The organism is Arthrobacter sp. B0316-1-20 (assembly GCF_059091865.1).
This window is the reverse complement of sequence record NZ_JBNHHC010000013.1, coordinates 64675-79748: the sequence shown is the minus strand read 5'-3', so window position 1 is coordinate 79748 and position 15074 is coordinate 64675. Positions and strand designations below refer to the sequence as shown.

The following is a 15074-nucleotide window of genomic DNA, read 5'->3' as shown; positions in this document are numbered from 1 at the left end:
GCGTATCAGGTACGCTTGGTTACGGTAACTGTCGTTTGTTCCGCTCCGCACCCAATCGAGGAGAGCCCACATGGCCACTTCACCTGACGCCACCGGCACCCGCTCCGCCAACGGACTGCGCAGGGCAGTAGTCGTCGGCGGCAACCGCATCCCCTTCGCCCGCGCGAACGGAGCCTACACCCAGGCCAGCAACCAGGACATGCTCACCGCGGCCCTGGACGGGCTGGTGGCACGGTTCGGGCTGCAGGACGAACGCATCGGCGAGGTGGCCGCCGGCGCTGTCCTTAAACACTCGCGCGACTTCAACCTCACCCGCGAGGCGGTGCTCGGCTCGGCGCTTTCACCGCAAACACCTGCGTACGACCTGCAGCAGGCGTGCGCCACCGGGTTGGAAACCGTGATGGGCCTGGCGAACAAGATCAAACTGGGGCAGATCGACTCCGCCATCGCCGGCGGCGTGGACTCCGCCTCGGACGCACCGATCGCCGTCAGCGAGGGCCTCCGGGCCGTCCTCCTGGAACTGAACCGCGCCAAGAGCATGCAGCAGAAGCTGACCGCCATCGCCAAGTTGCGGCCCAAGGATCTGGCCCCCAACGCGCCGGGCACGGCCGAGCCGAGGACAGGGCTGTCGATGGGCGAGCACCAGGCGCTGACCACCGCGGCCTGGAACATCAGCCGCGACGCGCAGGACGAACTCGCCCTGGCCAGCCACCACAACCTGGCGGCAGCTTACGAGCGCGGGTTTTTCGATGACCTCATGACGCCCTACCGGGGCCTGGCCAAGGACTCCAACCTGCGCGCCGACACCACCTTGGAGAAGCTGGGCAAGCTGCAGCCGGTGTTCGGCAAGAACCTCGGCGCCGAGGCAACCATGACGGCCGGCAACTCCACGCCGCTGACCGACGGGGCCTCCACCGTGCTGCTCAGTTCGGAAGAGTACGCCCGGAGTAACGACCTGCCGGTGCTGGCGGAGGTGGTGGACTCCGAGGCCGCCGCCGTTGATTTTGTGCACGGCAAGGAAGGACTGCTGATGGCGCCGGCCTATGCCGTGCCCCGGCTGCTGGCCCGGCAGGCCCTGACGTTCGCCGACTTCGATTTCTTCGAGATCCACGAGGCCTTCGCCGGGACGGTGCTGTGCCACCTGGCCGCGTGGGAAAGCGAGGAGTTCTGCCGCAACAAGCTGGGCCTCGAGAAGCCCCTGGGCGCCATCGACCGGACCCGCCTCAACATCAATGGCTCCTCTCTGGCCACCGGCCATCCCTTCGCGGCCACCGGCGGACGCCTGGTGGCCAGCCTGGCCAAGATGCTGCGCGAGAAGGCCGACGCCGAGTCCCGCACCACGCGCGGCCTGATTTCCGTCTGCGCCGCAGGCGGCATGGGCGTCGTCGCCATCCTGGAGGCGAACTGATGACCGACCGGTACGTGGATTTGGTCAACGCCGGACCGGTGAAGAGCCTGGCCAAGAAGCTGGGGCTGCCGCAGCCGGCCGTGCTGCGGCGCTACCGGCCCGGCGCACCGCTGCTGCCCGGACCTGTCCTGGTGCTCGGCGCGGGCGCCGGCGCCGACACGGTGGCCAAGGAAATGCTCGGGTGGGACCTCGACGTTCGCCGGCATGCGGCACCAAAGGAACGCCTCGGCGGCATCGTGCTGGTGCTCGACGAGCTGGAAGCGCCCGAGGACCTGTCGGAGCCCATGCTCAGCGCCGGCGCCAGCCTCAGGGACCTGGCCCCCGGCGGCCGCGTGATCACCGTATCCCGGCCCGCCGACGGCGCCGCCCGGCCCGCGCAGGCCGCCGCGCGCCAGGCGGTGGACGGGTCGCTGCGGTCACTGGCCCATGAGCTGCGCGGCGGCGCCACCGCCAACGGCATCCTGCTCGGCGAAGGCGTGGACGCCGGAGCACCGGCCGTCCTGGGACCCCTGCGCTTCCTGCTCTCGGCCCGGAGCGCCTACGTCAGCGGGCAGTTCCTGCTGGTCGGCTCCGACGACGGCTCGCTCCCCGCGGATCCGGACCGTCCGCTGACCGGCAAGGTCGCCGTCGTCACCGGCGCCGCGCGCGGCATTGGCGCTGCCATCGCCGAGACCCTGCACCGCGACGGCGCACAACTCGTCGTCGTCGATGTCCCCGCGGCGGGGGAACAGCTGGCGCAGGTCGCGAACCGGGTGGGCGGCACCGCCCTGCAGTTGGACATCACCGCGGCCGATGCCGGCGCGAAGATCGCCGCCCATGCCGTGGAGCGGCACCACGGACTGGACATCGTGATCCACAACGCCGGCATCACCCGGGACAAACTGTTGGCCAACATGGACCAGGCCAAATGGGACTCCGTGATCGCCGTCAACCTCACCTCGCAGCTGACGATGAACGGGCAGCTGCTGGCCTCGGGCGCGTTCCGCGGGCGGCCGCGCGTGGTTTCGCTGGCCTCGACCAGCGGCATTGCGGGCAACCGCGGGCAAACCAATTACGCCGCGTCGAAGGCGGGAATCATCGGAATGGTCCGGGCCTCGGCCGCCGGGTTCGCCGACGCCGGCGGCAGCATCAACGCCGTGGCACCGGGCTTCATCGAGACGGACATGACCGCCCGGATGCCGTTCCTGACCCGGGAAGTGGCACGCCGGCTCTCCTCGCTGCAACAGGGCGGACAGCCGCGCGATGTCGCCGAGGCCGTCTCCTTCCTGGCCAGCGATGCTGCGGGCGGCATCAACGGCCAAACCCTGCGGGTCTGCGGGCAAAGCATGGTCGGCGCATGAACGAAGTCATCCTGGGGGAGATGCCCACGCTCTCGCGCCTCTACCTGACGGCGGCGTCGACGGCCGCGCGGCACAAGCTGGGCGTGGGACAGCACGCCGAGCAGGTCCCGGCGGCGCGGCATACCCTGCACGGAGTGCAGATCACCCCCGAGCGGATCAGCGGGTTCCAGCAGTTGGTCCACGGCACCGTGCGGGACACCCTGCCCTCCGTGTTCCTGCACTCGGTCGCGTTCCCCGTGGCGATGAGCGTGATGACGCGGCCGGACTTTCCGCTGCCGCTGCTCGGCATGGTCCATCTGGCCAATCGGGTGCGGCACTTGCGGCCGGTCCACTTCACCGAGCCCCTGGCCGTCACGGCCTGGGCCGAGGGCCTCCGCGGCCACCACGCGGGCACGCAGGTCGAACTGCACACCCGGATCGAGGCCGACGGCGAGGCCGTGTGGGAAGGTGTCTCGGACTACCTGGCCAAGGCGGTCTACCTGCCCGGCCTGGACAAGGCAGCCCGCCCGGAGCGCGCCGATTTCACGCCGCCGCAGCCGACGGCCCGCTGGCGGCTCGGGCCGGAGGCCGGGCGCGAGTACGCCGGGGTGTCCGGCGACTTCAACCCGATCCACCTGAGCGCGGTGTCCGCGAAGATGTTGGGGCTCAAGCGGTCCATCGCCCACGGGATGTACCTGGCCTCCCGGGTCCTGACCAGCGTGGAAGCCACGGCCAGCGAACCCTTCAGCTGGCGCATCGACTTTGCCGCTCCGGTCTTCCTGCCCGCCACCGTGGCCGTCAGGATCCATGACACGGAACGCGACGGGTCCTGGGAAGCTTCCGAGTTCACCGGCTGGGGGGAGCGCAGCCACCGGCTGCACTTCACGGGCAGCGTCCACACGCTCGCCGGCTGAGCGGCGTGGCCGGACCGGGTCAGCCGGTGACGGCCCGGCGTTCGAGGACCTCCCGTTCGCGATCATTCTTCGCCAGGGCGGCGGCGGCGGCGAACTCGGAGCGGGCCTCGTCCGCCCGGCCGAGCCGGGCCAGCAGCTCGCCGCGGACGCTCGGGAGCAGGTGGGAGCCGCGCAGGGCGCCTTCCGAGGCCAGCCGGTCCACGATCGCCAGGGCGGTGGCGGGGCCGGTGGCCATGGACACTGCCACAGCACGGTTGAGCTCCACCACCGGGCTCGGCGCCACCCGGCCAAGCGCTTCGTAGAGCAGCACGATCTGCGCCCAGTCGGTGCCGGCGACGCTGGGGGCGGCCGCATGGCATGCGGCGATGGCCGCCTGCAGGGCGTAGCTGCCCCGGCCGCGGCCCAGCGCGTCGGCCCTGGCCAGGGCGGCTCGGCCGCGTTCGATCTGGGCGCGGTCCCAACGCGTCCGGTCCTGGTCGGCGAGCAGGACCGGACTGCCGTCGGGCCGGGTGCGGGCGCCGAAACGCGACGCCTGGAACTCCATCAGGGCCACCAGTGCGTGCGCTTCGGGCTCCCGGGGCACCAGTGACACCAGGACGCGTCCGATCCGCAGGGCTTCGCCGGCCAGGTCCGACCGGATCCAACGGTTCCCGGAGGTCGCCGCGTACCCTTCCGTGAACAGGAGGTAGACCACCCGCAGGACGGCGCCCAGCCGCGGGCCCCAGTCGTTCGGTTCGGGGACTTCGAAGGGGACCTTCGCCACGGCCAGGGTTTTCTTGGCCCGGACGATGCGCTGCTGAACCGTGGCGACCGGAATCACGAAGAGCCGGCCGATCTCCTCGGCGGAGAGGCCGGCGACGACCCGCAGCGTCAGGCATACCTGCGCTTCCCGCGAGAGGACCGGGTGGCAGGCGGTAAAGACGAGCCGGAGCACGTCGTCGGGTACGGGGTCCCAACCCAGGTCTTCCTCGTCCCGCAGCCCGCGGGCCAGCACCTGGTAACGGTCCTCCAGGCGTTCGGCCCGGCGCCAGGAGTCGATGGCCCGGCGCTTGGCCACGGTGGTCAGCCACGCCGCCGGGTTGCTGGGGACGCCGGCGTGCGGCCACCGGGCCAGCGCATCGGCCACGGCTTCCTGCGCGACGTCCTCGGCGAAACCGACATCCCCGGTGGCACGGGCCAGGGCGGCGACAATCCGGGCGCCCTCGATCCGCCACAACGCATCGATCCGGCGCCGGATTGCCGCCTGGGCCTCAACCCCCGCCTCCCCGGGCGCCTGGGCCTCGGCTCCCGCCGCCCCGGGCTCCCGGGCCTCGGCTCCGGGGGTCAGGCGTTCTCCGAGCGGAGCCTCGCCTCTTCCTCGCGCCATCCTTCTTCCTTCCGGATGTACTCGTTGTCGGCGAAGTCCGCGAAATCGGCGGCCTCGGTCACGCGGCGGACCTCCAGCTTTGAGCCCGGTCCCAGCGGGCAGCGGCTGGCCCACTCCGCGGCTTCCTCCTTGGAGGCCACCTGGACGATCCAAAAACCGTTGAACAGTTCGTGCGTTTCGCCGTACGGGCCGTCGGTCACAATCGGCGGCTCCTCCGAGAAGTCCACGACGAATCCGCTGCCGTCGGAAAGATCCGCCAGGCCTTCTCCCGCCAGCATGACGCCGGCGTTGATCATCGCCTCGTTGTAGGCGCCCATCTTGTTGATCATTTCTTCGAACGGCATGGATTTGGACGCCTCAAGGGCTTCATCCGTGGACCGCATGATGAACATGTACTTCATGGCTTTTCTCCTTCTCGGAACGAGACGCAGGCATGCGCCTTCTACTATGCCGTCGAACGGGGGCCGTGGATATCGACAGGCCCGGAAACTATTTTCGGAATCTTCGCGCCGCGGTTCGGCGGCCCCGCGGCAGCCGCCTCTATGCTTGCCGTATGACCAACGACGATCAGTTGCGTGACCGCGCCCGGATGCTTGACGCCGCAGACCCGCTGGCCGGATACCGGACCCGGTTCGCGGGCCACGACGACGACGCCGTCGTGGCCTACCTCGACGGCAATTCGCTGGGCCGGCCGCTGGCCGCCAGCATCGAGCGCGTCCGGGACGTCATGGCGCAGCAGTGGGGCGGCCGGCTGATCCGGGCCTGGGACGAGGTCTGGCTCCAGCTGCCGGAGCAGATCGGCGACGAGCTGGGCCGGGTCGTGCTGGGAGCCGCGCCGGGACAATGCGTGGTGGCCGACTCCACCACGGTGCTGCTGTACAAGCTGGCCCGCGCCGCGATCGATGCGCGGCCAGGGCGCCGGCGCATCCTGGTGGACCGGGACAATTTTCCGTCCGACCGCTTTATCGTGGAAGGCATCGCCGTCGAGTGCGGCCTGGAGCTGGACTGGCTCGAGCCCCCGCACGCCGGGGGAGTGACGGCGGAAGCGGTCCGGGCCGCCGTGGGGCCCGACACAGCGCTCGTGCTGCTCAGCCACGTGGCCTACCGCTCCGGCTATGTTGCGGACATCCCGGCCATCACCGCCGCCGCGCACGACGCCGGTGCCCTGGTTTTGTGGGACCTGTGCCATTCCGCCGGGGTGCTGCCCGTGGAACTGGACGGCTGGGGCGTCGACCTGGCCGCAGGCTGCAGCTACAAGTACCTTAACGGCGGTCCGGGCGCCCCGGCCTGGGCCTACGTGCGGACCGAGCACCAGCACCTGAGCCAGCCGATCCAGGGCTGGTTAGGCAGCGCCAAACCCTTCGAGATGGGTCAGGGGTACCAGCCGGCCGGCGGGATCCGCCGGTTCACGTCCGGAACTCCGCCGATCATCGGCATGACCGCCCTCCAGGACATGGTCGCCCTCATCGACGAGGCCGGGCTGGCGGCGGTCCGGGAAAAGTCGATCGCCCTGACCGGGTTTGCCGTCGAGGCCGTGCAGGAGGCGCTGGCCGGTTTCGGCGTCGCCATCGCCTCGCCGCTTGATCCGGCGGAACGCGGCGGCCACGTCACCATCGACCACCCGGACTTCAAGCAAATCACCGGCAGGCTCTGGGAGCAGGGAGTGATACCGGACTTCCGCGAGCCCGACGGCCTCCGGCTGGGGCTCTCGCCGCTGTCCACCAGCTTCCAGGAGGTGTGGCGCGGCATCGCCGCCATTCGCGCCGAGCTCGAACGGGTTTAGCCGCCCCGCCGGACCATCCGGATCTCGTGCAGGCCTTCCCACAGGCCGGTCAGGGGCTCGCGGCGTCCGTCCGGGCCGAATCCGTGCTTGCGGTAGAACGCCTGGGCGCGCGGGTTGTCCTCGAGGACCCAGAGCAGCGCGGGCCCGCCACCGATCGCCGCCTCCAGCAGTTGCCGCCCGAGCCCGGTCCCGTAGGCCTCCGCCAGCACGTAGAGCATCTGCAGTTCGTGCGGCACGCCGGCGTCGGCGTCGTCGTCCTGCATGGGGCCGCCGCCCGAGCAGCCGATGATCCGTCCGGCGGGGTCTTCGGCGACCCACAGCTCCGCCCCCGCCGCCAGCCCGCGCGACCACCAGTCGATCTGCTGGTCCCGCCGGGCCGCTTCGGCGGCGAAGAAGCTCTCCGGCCGCTGGGACGAGTAGGTTTCCCGCCAGGCGGCGAGCTTCATGTCGAGTGTGGCCGGGATGTCGTCTGGGGTGGCGCGGCGGATGCGGAAATCGGGGGTTGGCACCCATGAATCCTAGCCGTGCGGCTGCCCGGATCCCAGATCATGCCGGCACCGCAAGGCTCAGCGGCGGAAGTGGTCGACCGCGAGCTGGTAGCTGTGCGCCGTCAGCGCGGCGGTCTGCTCCCAGCCAAAGGACGAGGCGTGCACCGCGGCATTGGCGCCCAGCCGCCGGCGGAACTCCGGGTAGTCGTGGAGCTCGCGGAGGGCCCCCGCCCACCGGACCGGGTCGTGCCCGTCCACCAGCAGCCCGGTGAGCCCGTGGCTGACCGCCACCGGCAGCCCGCCCACGTTGGTGGCAACGACGGGCGTACCGCACGCCTGCGCTTCCAGGGCGACCAAGCCGAAGGATTCGCTGAAGGACGGGACCGCCACCACATCGGCGCTGCGGAAGGTGGCCGCCAAGGCGCGCGGCTCCACGGGGGGCGAGAGCGTCACGGTGTCCGCCAGCCCCAGCTTCCCGGCCAGCGCCGGCAGGTCAAGCCCGGCGGACCCGCTGATCTCGCCGATGATGGACACGCGCAGCCGGATGTCGGGCCGTTGGCGGCGCAGTTCGGCCGCGGCGGCCAGCAGGACCTGCGGCCCTTTCAGTACCTGGATGCGGCCGGCAAACACCAGGTGGAAGGTATCCGGGCCGATGCCCGCCGCCTCCCGGTCCGCGCGGCGGCCGTCGGGGCGGAAGGTGTGCAGGTCCACCCCGGGCGGGATCACGTCCACCGTCCCCTCGTCCGCGCCGTAGAGATCGACCAACTCGGCCGCCTCGGTCAGGGTATTGGCAATCAGCCGGCCGGCTCCGGACGCTATGGCTTGCTCCCCGTCGATCCGGGAGGCCGGCTCGGGCGGTTCGCCGGGCTGCAGGTGCAGGTTTTTGACCAGCCCCATCGTGTGCATCGAGTGCACCAGCGGAATGTGCCAGTCGTGCTGCAGCCGCAGCCCCACGGCACCCGAAAGCCAGTAGTGCGAGTGCAGCACGTCGTACCGTGCCCCGTCCCGCTGCGTGAACTGCCGCAGCGAAGCCTCCAGCGCGGCCAACCGCTGCGGCAGGTCTTCCTTGGTTACCGCGTCGGCGGGGGCTCCGTCCAGATGGATCACGCGGACGCCGGCCCGGGGATGTTCCACGGGTTCCTGCCCGTCATGCAGGGAGCGGGTGAAAACGTCGACGGCGGTGCCCAGCGCCGCCTGTTCCCGCGCCAGGGCGCGCACGTAGACGTTCATCCCGCCGGCATCGCCCCCGCCGGGGAGGGCCAGCGGCGAGGTGTGCAGCGACAGCACGGCGATGCGCTCCGCGCCGACCATGCCCACCTCCAGACCGTGTCAGCCGGGACGTCTCCGGCTCGGGAAAATCGACGTGCCGCCGAATTTGTCTAGCAGCCACTTTAGCCGCCCGGGTAGGCCCCGGCCGCTTGATGACGGATCAGTGCATGGTGAAGCGGCTGGCCACCGTGTCCTGCACTCCGGGGAAGCGGGTGAGCGTGCTGAACAGGCGGTTGCGGGCCGCGAGCACCGGCGGCGGCAACGGCCTGCCCAGGGCCATGTTGAGGTGCGCCTGCCAGACGGCGGTGTTGGCCGCCCGCCGCCGGTCCGCCTCGAATCTCCGCAACGCCATGCCCGTCGGCTCGCCCGCCAGGGCCGCGGCCACGATCGGAGCCAGGGCTGCGGCATCCAGCCAGCCCAAATTCATGCCCTGCCCGCCGATCGGACTCACCTGGTGTGCTGCGTCGCCGACCAGCGCGACGCGTCCGGCTACCAGCCGCCGCGGCGTCCGGGAGCTGACGGCGAAGGCGCTGAGCATGGAGCAGCTGCCGGGGTCCGGCCCCGTCCCGGTGCGCCGCGCGACCAGGGAGGCGAGGCCGTCCGGCGTCGGATGGCTGACCACGCCGGGCATCCTGGCCACCCAGCGCCGGGTACCCCCGGGGAGCGGGAAGGATTCGACGATGCCGCCGGCCTCCAAATAGAGCACGGCGGTGCTGCCGTCGCCGGTGGTGTCGGCGAAGTCTCCCATCAGGTAGGCGTCCGGATACACCCGCGTTCGCACCGGGACGCCGAGTTGGCGGCGCAGGGCGGAATAGGCGCCGTCGGCCGCCACCACCAGCCTTGCCCGCACCGTCTCCGCAGCGGCAGCCGGTGCCACGCCGGCAGGCGGTGCCGGTGCCCTGCCCGTGCCCGCCGCCGCCGGTTCCGGTCCCGCGCCCCGGCGACAGGACAACGTCACGGTCGCGCCGTCGTCGTACGCCCCCTGCACCGCCACCGCGCGGCGCACCGCCCCGGGACGCAGCGCCTCCAGCCGTTCTTCCAGCAGCCGTTCGGTGATGACCTGCGGCACGGCCAGCACGTAGGGATGCGCGCCGGGAATGCCGTCAAACGAGAGCGACGCGACGTCCCGGCCGCGGCTGCGGGCCACGCCCCGGCGGATGCGGACGCCGGCCGCCAACAGCTCCGGACCCACGCCCGCGTCGTCGAGCACGGCCAACGCCGGCGGATGGATCCCGATCGCCCGGGAGTGGCTGCTGCGTGCGCTGCGCCGCTCCAGGACCGCGACGTCCACCCCGCGCCGGGCCAGCAGGATGGCCATCAGCAAACCCACCGGGCCGCCGCCGACCACGGCGACATCGAGCAGGCGGCCGCCGGTCGCTGCAACAGGCCGGCCCCGGGGGAGCGCCGCCTCAGGCATTGGGCTCATGGATCACCAGCTGGCGGAAACGCGAATCGGGCCGCACCCGCCACTCCGGCGGGACGGCGGCGCGCAATTCCTCCGGGGTGTAGCTGCGGCGGATGGAGGTCAGCCCGTCCCGGCGGATGAAGGAGCGGTGGAAAAACGGCAGCGTCCCGGCGGCGAACAGCACATACGCCGCGCGGCTGCGGATGATGTCGCTGTGGACTGCGAGGGCGCGCGACAACCGCTGCGAGTCCGCCAGCAGGCCTGCCAGCTCGGGGGCGGTCAGGTGGTGCAGCAAGTGGTTGGACACGACGGCGTCGAAGCTGCGTCCTTCGGCCACCAGTTCGGAACTGAAGGCCTGCCGGAACTCGAGGCCGGGCGACTGCGGCCGGGACACGGCGAAGGCATGGGCGCGCGGATCGGGATCGATCGCCGTGATCCGCAGGTCCAGGCCGTCCCGGGCGGCCAGGCGGGCGAGCAGCCGGGGAACGTCGCCGCCGCCGGAGCCGATATCGAGCAGGGTGGGGGCCTCGAGGCCGGCCAGGCGCGGGCGGAGCAGGCGCCGGTAGATGCCGTGCCAACCCGACACCGCCCGGTTGATCAGCGGAAACTGGGCGTAGGTGCGCCGAAGCATCGCGGGGTCGCAGTCCGGCTTGTCCATTTCCTCCACGGCGTCCGTGGCGCGGAGGGCCAGGAACGTCGACGCCTTGCGATCCGGCAGGCGGGCGGCCACGGCGATCCGTTCCCGCCCTACACCGCCGCTGCCGCGGAAACCTGGCGTGCCTGGAGGGTGGCGGCGGGCACGGTCTTGGTGAACAGGCCGGTTTCCACGGTCAGGCCCGGGCCGAAGGCCATCGAGCAAATCCGCTCCTCCCCGGACCCTGCCGGTTGCTCCAGAATGTGCTTGAGCACAAACATCACGGTGGCGCTGGACATGTTCCCGTACCGCCGCAGCGTTTCCCGGGCCGGCACGAGCTGTTCCCCGGTCAGCTCCAGCTTGGCCTCGACCTTGTCCAAGATGCTGCGGCCGCCCGGATGGATCGCCCAGTGCTCAATATCGCGGTATGGTCTTGCCGCCACGTCCGGTTCACGGGCCAGCAACGGCTCCAGCGCACCAACGATGTGTTCGTCGATAATGTGCGGAACATAGGTCCCCAGGACCATCTCGAAGCCCTCGTCACCGATGTTCCAGGCCATGGATTCCTCGCCGACCGGGGTGAGGACGGTTTCGAAGTGGTCCAGCCGGATGGCAGGACCGGTCTCGTCCAGGCCGCGCGCGGTGATGACCGCTGCCGCCGCGCCGTCCGCGAACAGGGAGGACCCGACAATGGTGTCCGGGTCGTTGGAGGTGCGCACGTGCAGCGTGCAGAGTTCTGCCGATACGACCATCACCACCGCCTGCGGATCGGCGTCGCAGAACGACTTGGCTGCCCGCAGGGCCGGGAACGCGGCATAGCAGCCCATGAAGCCGAGATGGTAGCGCTGGACGGCGGGGTTGAGCCCCAGCGCACGCACAATCTTGTAATCGGGTCCCGGATTGAAGAACCCGGTGCAGGAGACGGTGATGAGGTGTGTGATGTCCGCCGGGCCGATCCCCTCGCAGGAGGCAAGCGCCTTGCCTGCCGCCTCGATGAACAGCGGGGTGGCCTTGTCCGCGAAGATGTCGTTGCGCACCTTCGTGCTGGGAGAGAGCAACTGCCGGGATTCGGCGTCGAAGAACACCGGGTTGTCCGCCCGCTTGGCCGTCGTGAGTTCCTCGACGGCGGTGTACCGGGTGTCGACGCCGGACTGGTCGAACGATGTGGTCACCAGGCGCTGTCCCAGGCGCGTCAGGCCCGGTTGCGTGGAGAACACGTCCCGCGCCTCCGACTGGATCAGGATGGTATCCGGAACAGCGGTTTCCAGGGCTCTCAGCGTGGCCGTCATAGTCCATTCATAGAGCAGGCAGCCGGGTAAGACAATGGACCGGCCGCCCGCCTCCCGGCTGAACCGCTACGTAACACCCGGGCGTCTTACCGGTTGACGGGCCAGGTCTGGGACACAAGGAGCGGATCCGGTGGAGTACGAAATCAATTCCCTGCCGCTGCACGTGCTCCTGGTCCACGCCACCGTGGTGTTCGTTCCGCTGGCGGCTTTGTGCGTTGCGCTCACCCTGCTCTGGCCGGCGGCGAGGCGGCGCCTGGGGATTGCCACCCCGCTGATCGCCCTGCTGGCCCTGGTGCTGGTGCCGGTCACCCAACAGGCCGGCCACTGGTTGTTCCTCAGGATCGACCAGACGCCGCTGGCCGTCGAACACATGCGGTTGGGCGACATGCTGCTGCCGTGGGTGGCCGGCCTTTTCACTGTGGCGCTGGGACTGTGGCTGTGGTTCCGCTACGGAACGACGGCGGACGCCTCCTCCCGGCGCAGGCTTGGCGCCGGATACCGCGTCATCGCGGCGGTGCTCGCCGTCGCCGTGCTGGCCGTGTGTGCCGGCGCCACGGTGGCAGTGGTGCTGACCGGCGAATCCGGAACGCGGGCGGTCTGGGAAGGCGCCTACTCCGGGCCGCCGGCGCTGCCCTGACCAACTCCGGCCTCGCTGGCACCGGGCCGTGGCCCGGCGCTGCTAGCGGCCCAGGCGCCGGTAGGAGGAGCCGAAGTGGATGAGCGGATCGGCGCTTTCCGCACCGGCGGCGTCCCGGCCCATGGCCAGCACCTCGCCGACGATCAGCAGGTGGGTCGCCGCCGGATGCACCGCTGTCGTCCTCAGCTCGAACCACGCGGGGGCTCCGCCGATCACCGCAGCACCGGTGGCCGGGCCGCGCCGGTACGGCACCTGGTTGAGCAGGCCTTCCACCGGATTGCCCGGGCTCGCCAGCCAGTTCGCCGTGCCCTGATGCTGCGAGGCCAGCAGGCTCAAGGCCCAGGTCCCCGAGTCGGCCACGGCGTCGCAAATCCTCGACTCCTCGAAGAGGCTGACCAGCATGGTGGGCGGATCGTAGGACACCGAGAGATAACCGCTGACGGTCGCCGCGTAGTCCCGGTTCCGCCACCGCGTCGACACCACCGCGACGCCCGCGGCAATGTCGGCGGTGAGCGTGCGGTACAGGTCGATGTCCCGCTGATCCACTGCGCCCTGCCTGACGGGATGGGCCGCCAGTTCTCCGTTCAGTTCCATGCCGCCATCTTTGCATGCCGGCCGCGGGGCGGCTCAGGGACGGTTCAAAACGGAGGCAGCGGATGATAGGGATGTTAAACAGTAAGCACCCTGAGAATTGCGAGTGGAGTGGATATGGCCCAGCGGCTCGTTGCAGACCTTATTGTCGATCGGCTTCGCGCGTGGCAGGTGTCGCGGATTTTTGGCTACAGCGGGGACGGCATCAACACGTTCATGGGCGCGCTGCGGCGCGCGGGGACCGGTCGAATTCGTCCAGGCCCGGCACGAGGAAAATGCCGCCTTCATGGCGGTGGGGCACGCCAAGTACACGGGCGGGGTGGGGGTGGTCACGGCCACCCAGGGTCCCGGAGCCGTGCACCTGCTCAACGGCCTGTACGACGCCAAACTCGACAGCGTCCCGGTAGTGGCCATCGTCGGGCAGCAGTCGCGCACCGCGCTCGGCTCCGGGTACATGCAGGAAGTGGACCTGGCCAACCTGACGAAGGACGTGGCCACCTTCCGGCAGCAGGTGAGCACCCCTGAGCAGGTTCCGCTGGTGCTGGACCGCGCCTTCAAGGCGGCCCTGAGCGGCCGCGGCCCGGCCGTGGTGATCATTCCGCACGACATCCAGAAACTTCCCGCCCCCGAACTTGAGCACACCCATGGCGTGGTGACCACCGCGCCGATCTGGCGTGCCCCGCACGTGGTCCCGGACCCGGACGACCTGCGCGCGGCCGCGGACGTGCTCAACGCCGGGCAGCGGGTTGCCCTGCTGGTAGGACAGGGAGCGCGGGATGCCCGCGGGCAGGTAGTTGCGGTGGCGGAGAAGCTCGGGGCCGGCATTGCCACCAGCCTGCTGGGCAAACCCTATGTGGACGAGTCGCTGCCCTTCGCGGCCGGAACCATGGGGCATCTGGGTACCGCCGCCAGTGGCCAACTGCTGGGACACTGCGACACCTTGCTGATCGTGGGCTCCAATGACCCCTGGACTGAGTTCTACCCGCCGCCCGGTGCTGCCCGAGCGGTGCAGATCGACAATGACGCCAGTGCCATCGGCAACCGCTATCCGGTCGAGGCGGCGCTCACCGGCGACGCCGCCACCACCCTGGCGGCGCTGCTGCCGCTGCTTGAGGACCGCGCAGGCGGCGGGTGGCGCGAGCAGGTGGAAGGCTGGGTGCGGCAGTCTCGCGAGCTGTCGCGGCAGCGGGCCATGACGCCGGCGCAACCGGTCAACCCCGAACGGGTGGCCTTTGAGCTGAGCGAACGATTCCCGCCGGACGGCCTGCTCGCCGTCGATGTCGGCAGTTCCGTCTACTGGTATGCCCGGCAGCTGCGGCTGCCGGCAGGGGCGCAAGCGCACCTCTCCAGCACCCTGGCAAGCATGGGCTGTTCGATACCGTACGGCATCGCCGCCAAGCTGGCCGCCCCGGAACGGGTGGTTGTTGCCCTCACGGGAGACGGGGCCATGCAGATGAGCGGCCTGGCCGAACTGATTACCGTCGGCCGACTCTGGCAGCGGTGGATGGACCCTCGTTTTGTGGTGTGCGTCCTGAACAACCGGGAACTCGCCGAAGTGACCTGGGAACAGCGGGAGATGGAGGCCGAGCCGCGGTTTGCCGACAGCCAGGCCCTGCCCGATGTCGACTACGCGGGCTACGCACGGTTGCTCGGACTGCACGGGAAACGGGTCGAGGACCCCGAGCAGCTCGGGGCCGTATGGGACGAGGCACTGGCCGCCGACCGGCCGTATCTTATCGAGGTGCTCACCGATCCCGACGTTCCGCTGCTCCCGCCGTTCCCGGCCGGCCGGGAGAACGCGGAAACCATGCAGCGGACGCTGGATCAGGAAGGGCAGGCGGCCGAGGGCGCGAAAGACCTGCTGCGCACCTACACCGGCCAGGAAGAAGCCGGTCACGAACGGGCGCCCGGCCAGGAAGAAACCGGCAACGATCGGGCATCCGGATAGGAGGGTAGCGGCCGGGACGGTGA

The 15074-nt window shown here is 70.6% G+C and carries 14 protein-coding genes; 6 read left to right on the top strand and 8 right to left on the bottom strand.

Translation table 11 applies throughout. The annotated features are described in order from the left end of the window. Positions 1 to 70: 70 nt before the first annotated feature. From AC5RW2_RS21185 to AC5RW2_RS21175, 3 genes are read left to right on the top strand one after another with little or no spacing between them, the layout of a single operon-like run. The gene (locus AC5RW2_RS21185; protein ID WP_494013966.1) at positions 71 to 1408 is read left to right on the top strand and encodes an acetyl-CoA C-acetyltransferase; all 1338 of its coding nucleotides are present in this window, start codon (positions 71 to 73) and stop codon (positions 1406 to 1408) included. Then, a complete protein-coding gene (locus tag AC5RW2_RS21180; protein ID WP_494025905.1) occupies positions 1408 to 2748 on the top strand; it encodes a 3-oxoacyl-ACP reductase in 1341 nt (446 codons plus the stop codon). The genes AC5RW2_RS21185 and AC5RW2_RS21180 overlap by 1 nt, the downstream gene beginning before the upstream one ends. Beyond that, positions 2745 to 3641 carry a MaoC family dehydratase gene (locus AC5RW2_RS21175; protein WP_494025906.1) on the top strand — a complete coding sequence of 299 codons (897 nt, stop codon included), beginning with the start codon at positions 2745 to 2747 and terminating at the stop codon, positions 3639 to 3641. Before AC5RW2_RS21180 ends, AC5RW2_RS21175 begins: the two co-directional genes overlap by 4 nt. A gap of 19 nt (positions 3642 to 3660) precedes the next feature. Here the strand turns inward: AC5RW2_RS21175 and AC5RW2_RS21170 are convergent, their stop codons facing one another. Both AC5RW2_RS21170 and AC5RW2_RS21165 read right to left on the bottom strand, forming a co-directional pair. After that, positions 3661 to 5007 (bottom strand): RNA polymerase sigma factor, encoded by a 1347-nt coding sequence (locus AC5RW2_RS21170; RefSeq protein ID WP_494074507.1) that lies wholly within the window; start codon positions 5005 to 5007, stop codon positions 3661 to 3663. Continuing rightward, positions 4965 to 5408 carry a YciI family protein gene (locus AC5RW2_RS21165; RefSeq protein ID WP_493999698.1) on the bottom strand — a complete coding sequence of 148 codons (444 nt, stop codon included), beginning with the start codon at positions 5406 to 5408 and terminating at the stop codon, positions 4965 to 4967. Before AC5RW2_RS21165 ends, AC5RW2_RS21170 begins: the two co-directional genes overlap by 43 nt. A gap of 152 nt (positions 5409 to 5560) precedes the next feature. Here AC5RW2_RS21165 and AC5RW2_RS21160 point away from each other — a divergent pair, with 152 nt between their 5' ends. Continuing rightward, positions 5561 to 6790, top strand: a complete 1230-nt coding sequence (locus AC5RW2_RS21160; protein ID WP_494025908.1) for a kynureninase — start codon at positions 5561 to 5563, stop codon at positions 6788 to 6790. Here AC5RW2_RS21160 and AC5RW2_RS21155 read toward each other — a convergent pair. The 5 genes from AC5RW2_RS21155 to AC5RW2_RS21135 form a co-directional block, all read right to left on the bottom strand. After that, a complete protein-coding gene (locus tag AC5RW2_RS21155; protein ID WP_494025909.1) occupies positions 6787 to 7299 on the bottom strand; it encodes a GNAT family N-acetyltransferase in 513 nt (170 codons plus the stop codon). The genes AC5RW2_RS21160 and AC5RW2_RS21155 overlap by 4 nt on opposite strands. Before the next feature lie 57 nt (positions 7300 to 7356). Next, positions 7357 to 8589 (bottom strand): D-inositol-3-phosphate glycosyltransferase, encoded by a 1233-nt coding sequence (mshA, locus tag AC5RW2_RS21150; protein WP_494025910.1) that lies wholly within the window; start codon positions 8587 to 8589, stop codon positions 7357 to 7359. Positions 8590 to 8707: 118 nt separating this feature from the next. Beyond that, positions 8708 to 9973 carry an FAD-dependent oxidoreductase gene (locus AC5RW2_RS21145; RefSeq protein ID WP_494074506.1) on the bottom strand — a complete coding sequence of 422 codons (1266 nt, stop codon included), beginning with the start codon at positions 9971 to 9973 and terminating at the stop codon, positions 8708 to 8710. Beyond that, positions 9957 to 10682: a class I SAM-dependent methyltransferase gene (locus AC5RW2_RS21140; RefSeq protein WP_494074505.1), complete on the bottom strand. Its 726-nt coding sequence runs from the start codon at positions 10680 to 10682 to the stop codon at positions 9957 to 9959. The genes AC5RW2_RS21145 and AC5RW2_RS21140 overlap by 17 nt, the downstream gene beginning before the upstream one ends. A 17-nt stretch (positions 10683 to 10699) precedes the next feature. Next, positions 10700 to 11875 (bottom strand): type III polyketide synthase, encoded by a 1176-nt coding sequence (locus AC5RW2_RS21135; protein WP_494074504.1) that lies wholly within the window; start codon positions 11873 to 11875, stop codon positions 10700 to 10702. Positions 11876 to 12005: 130 nt separating this feature from the next. On the opposite strand from AC5RW2_RS21135, the gene AC5RW2_RS21130 reads away from it, so the two are divergent. Further along, positions 12006 to 12512: a hypothetical protein gene (locus AC5RW2_RS21130; protein WP_494074503.1), complete on the top strand. Its 507-nt coding sequence runs from the start codon at positions 12006 to 12008 to the stop codon at positions 12510 to 12512. Positions 12513 to 12554: 42 nt separating this feature from the next. Here the strand turns inward: AC5RW2_RS21130 and AC5RW2_RS21125 are convergent, their stop codons facing one another. Continuing rightward, positions 12555 to 13106 carry a flavin reductase family protein gene (locus AC5RW2_RS21125; protein WP_494074502.1) on the bottom strand — a complete coding sequence of 184 codons (552 nt, stop codon included), beginning with the start codon at positions 13104 to 13106 and terminating at the stop codon, positions 12555 to 12557. A 103-nt stretch (positions 13107 to 13209) separates the two neighbouring features. On the opposite strand from AC5RW2_RS21125, the gene AC5RW2_RS21120 reads away from it, so the two are divergent. After that, complete coding sequence (locus tag AC5RW2_RS21120) at positions 13210 to 15051, top strand: thiamine pyrophosphate-requiring protein (protein ID WP_494074501.1); 1842 nt, start codon at positions 13210 to 13212, stop codon at positions 15049 to 15051. Positions 15052 to 15074 lie beyond the last annotated feature (23 nt).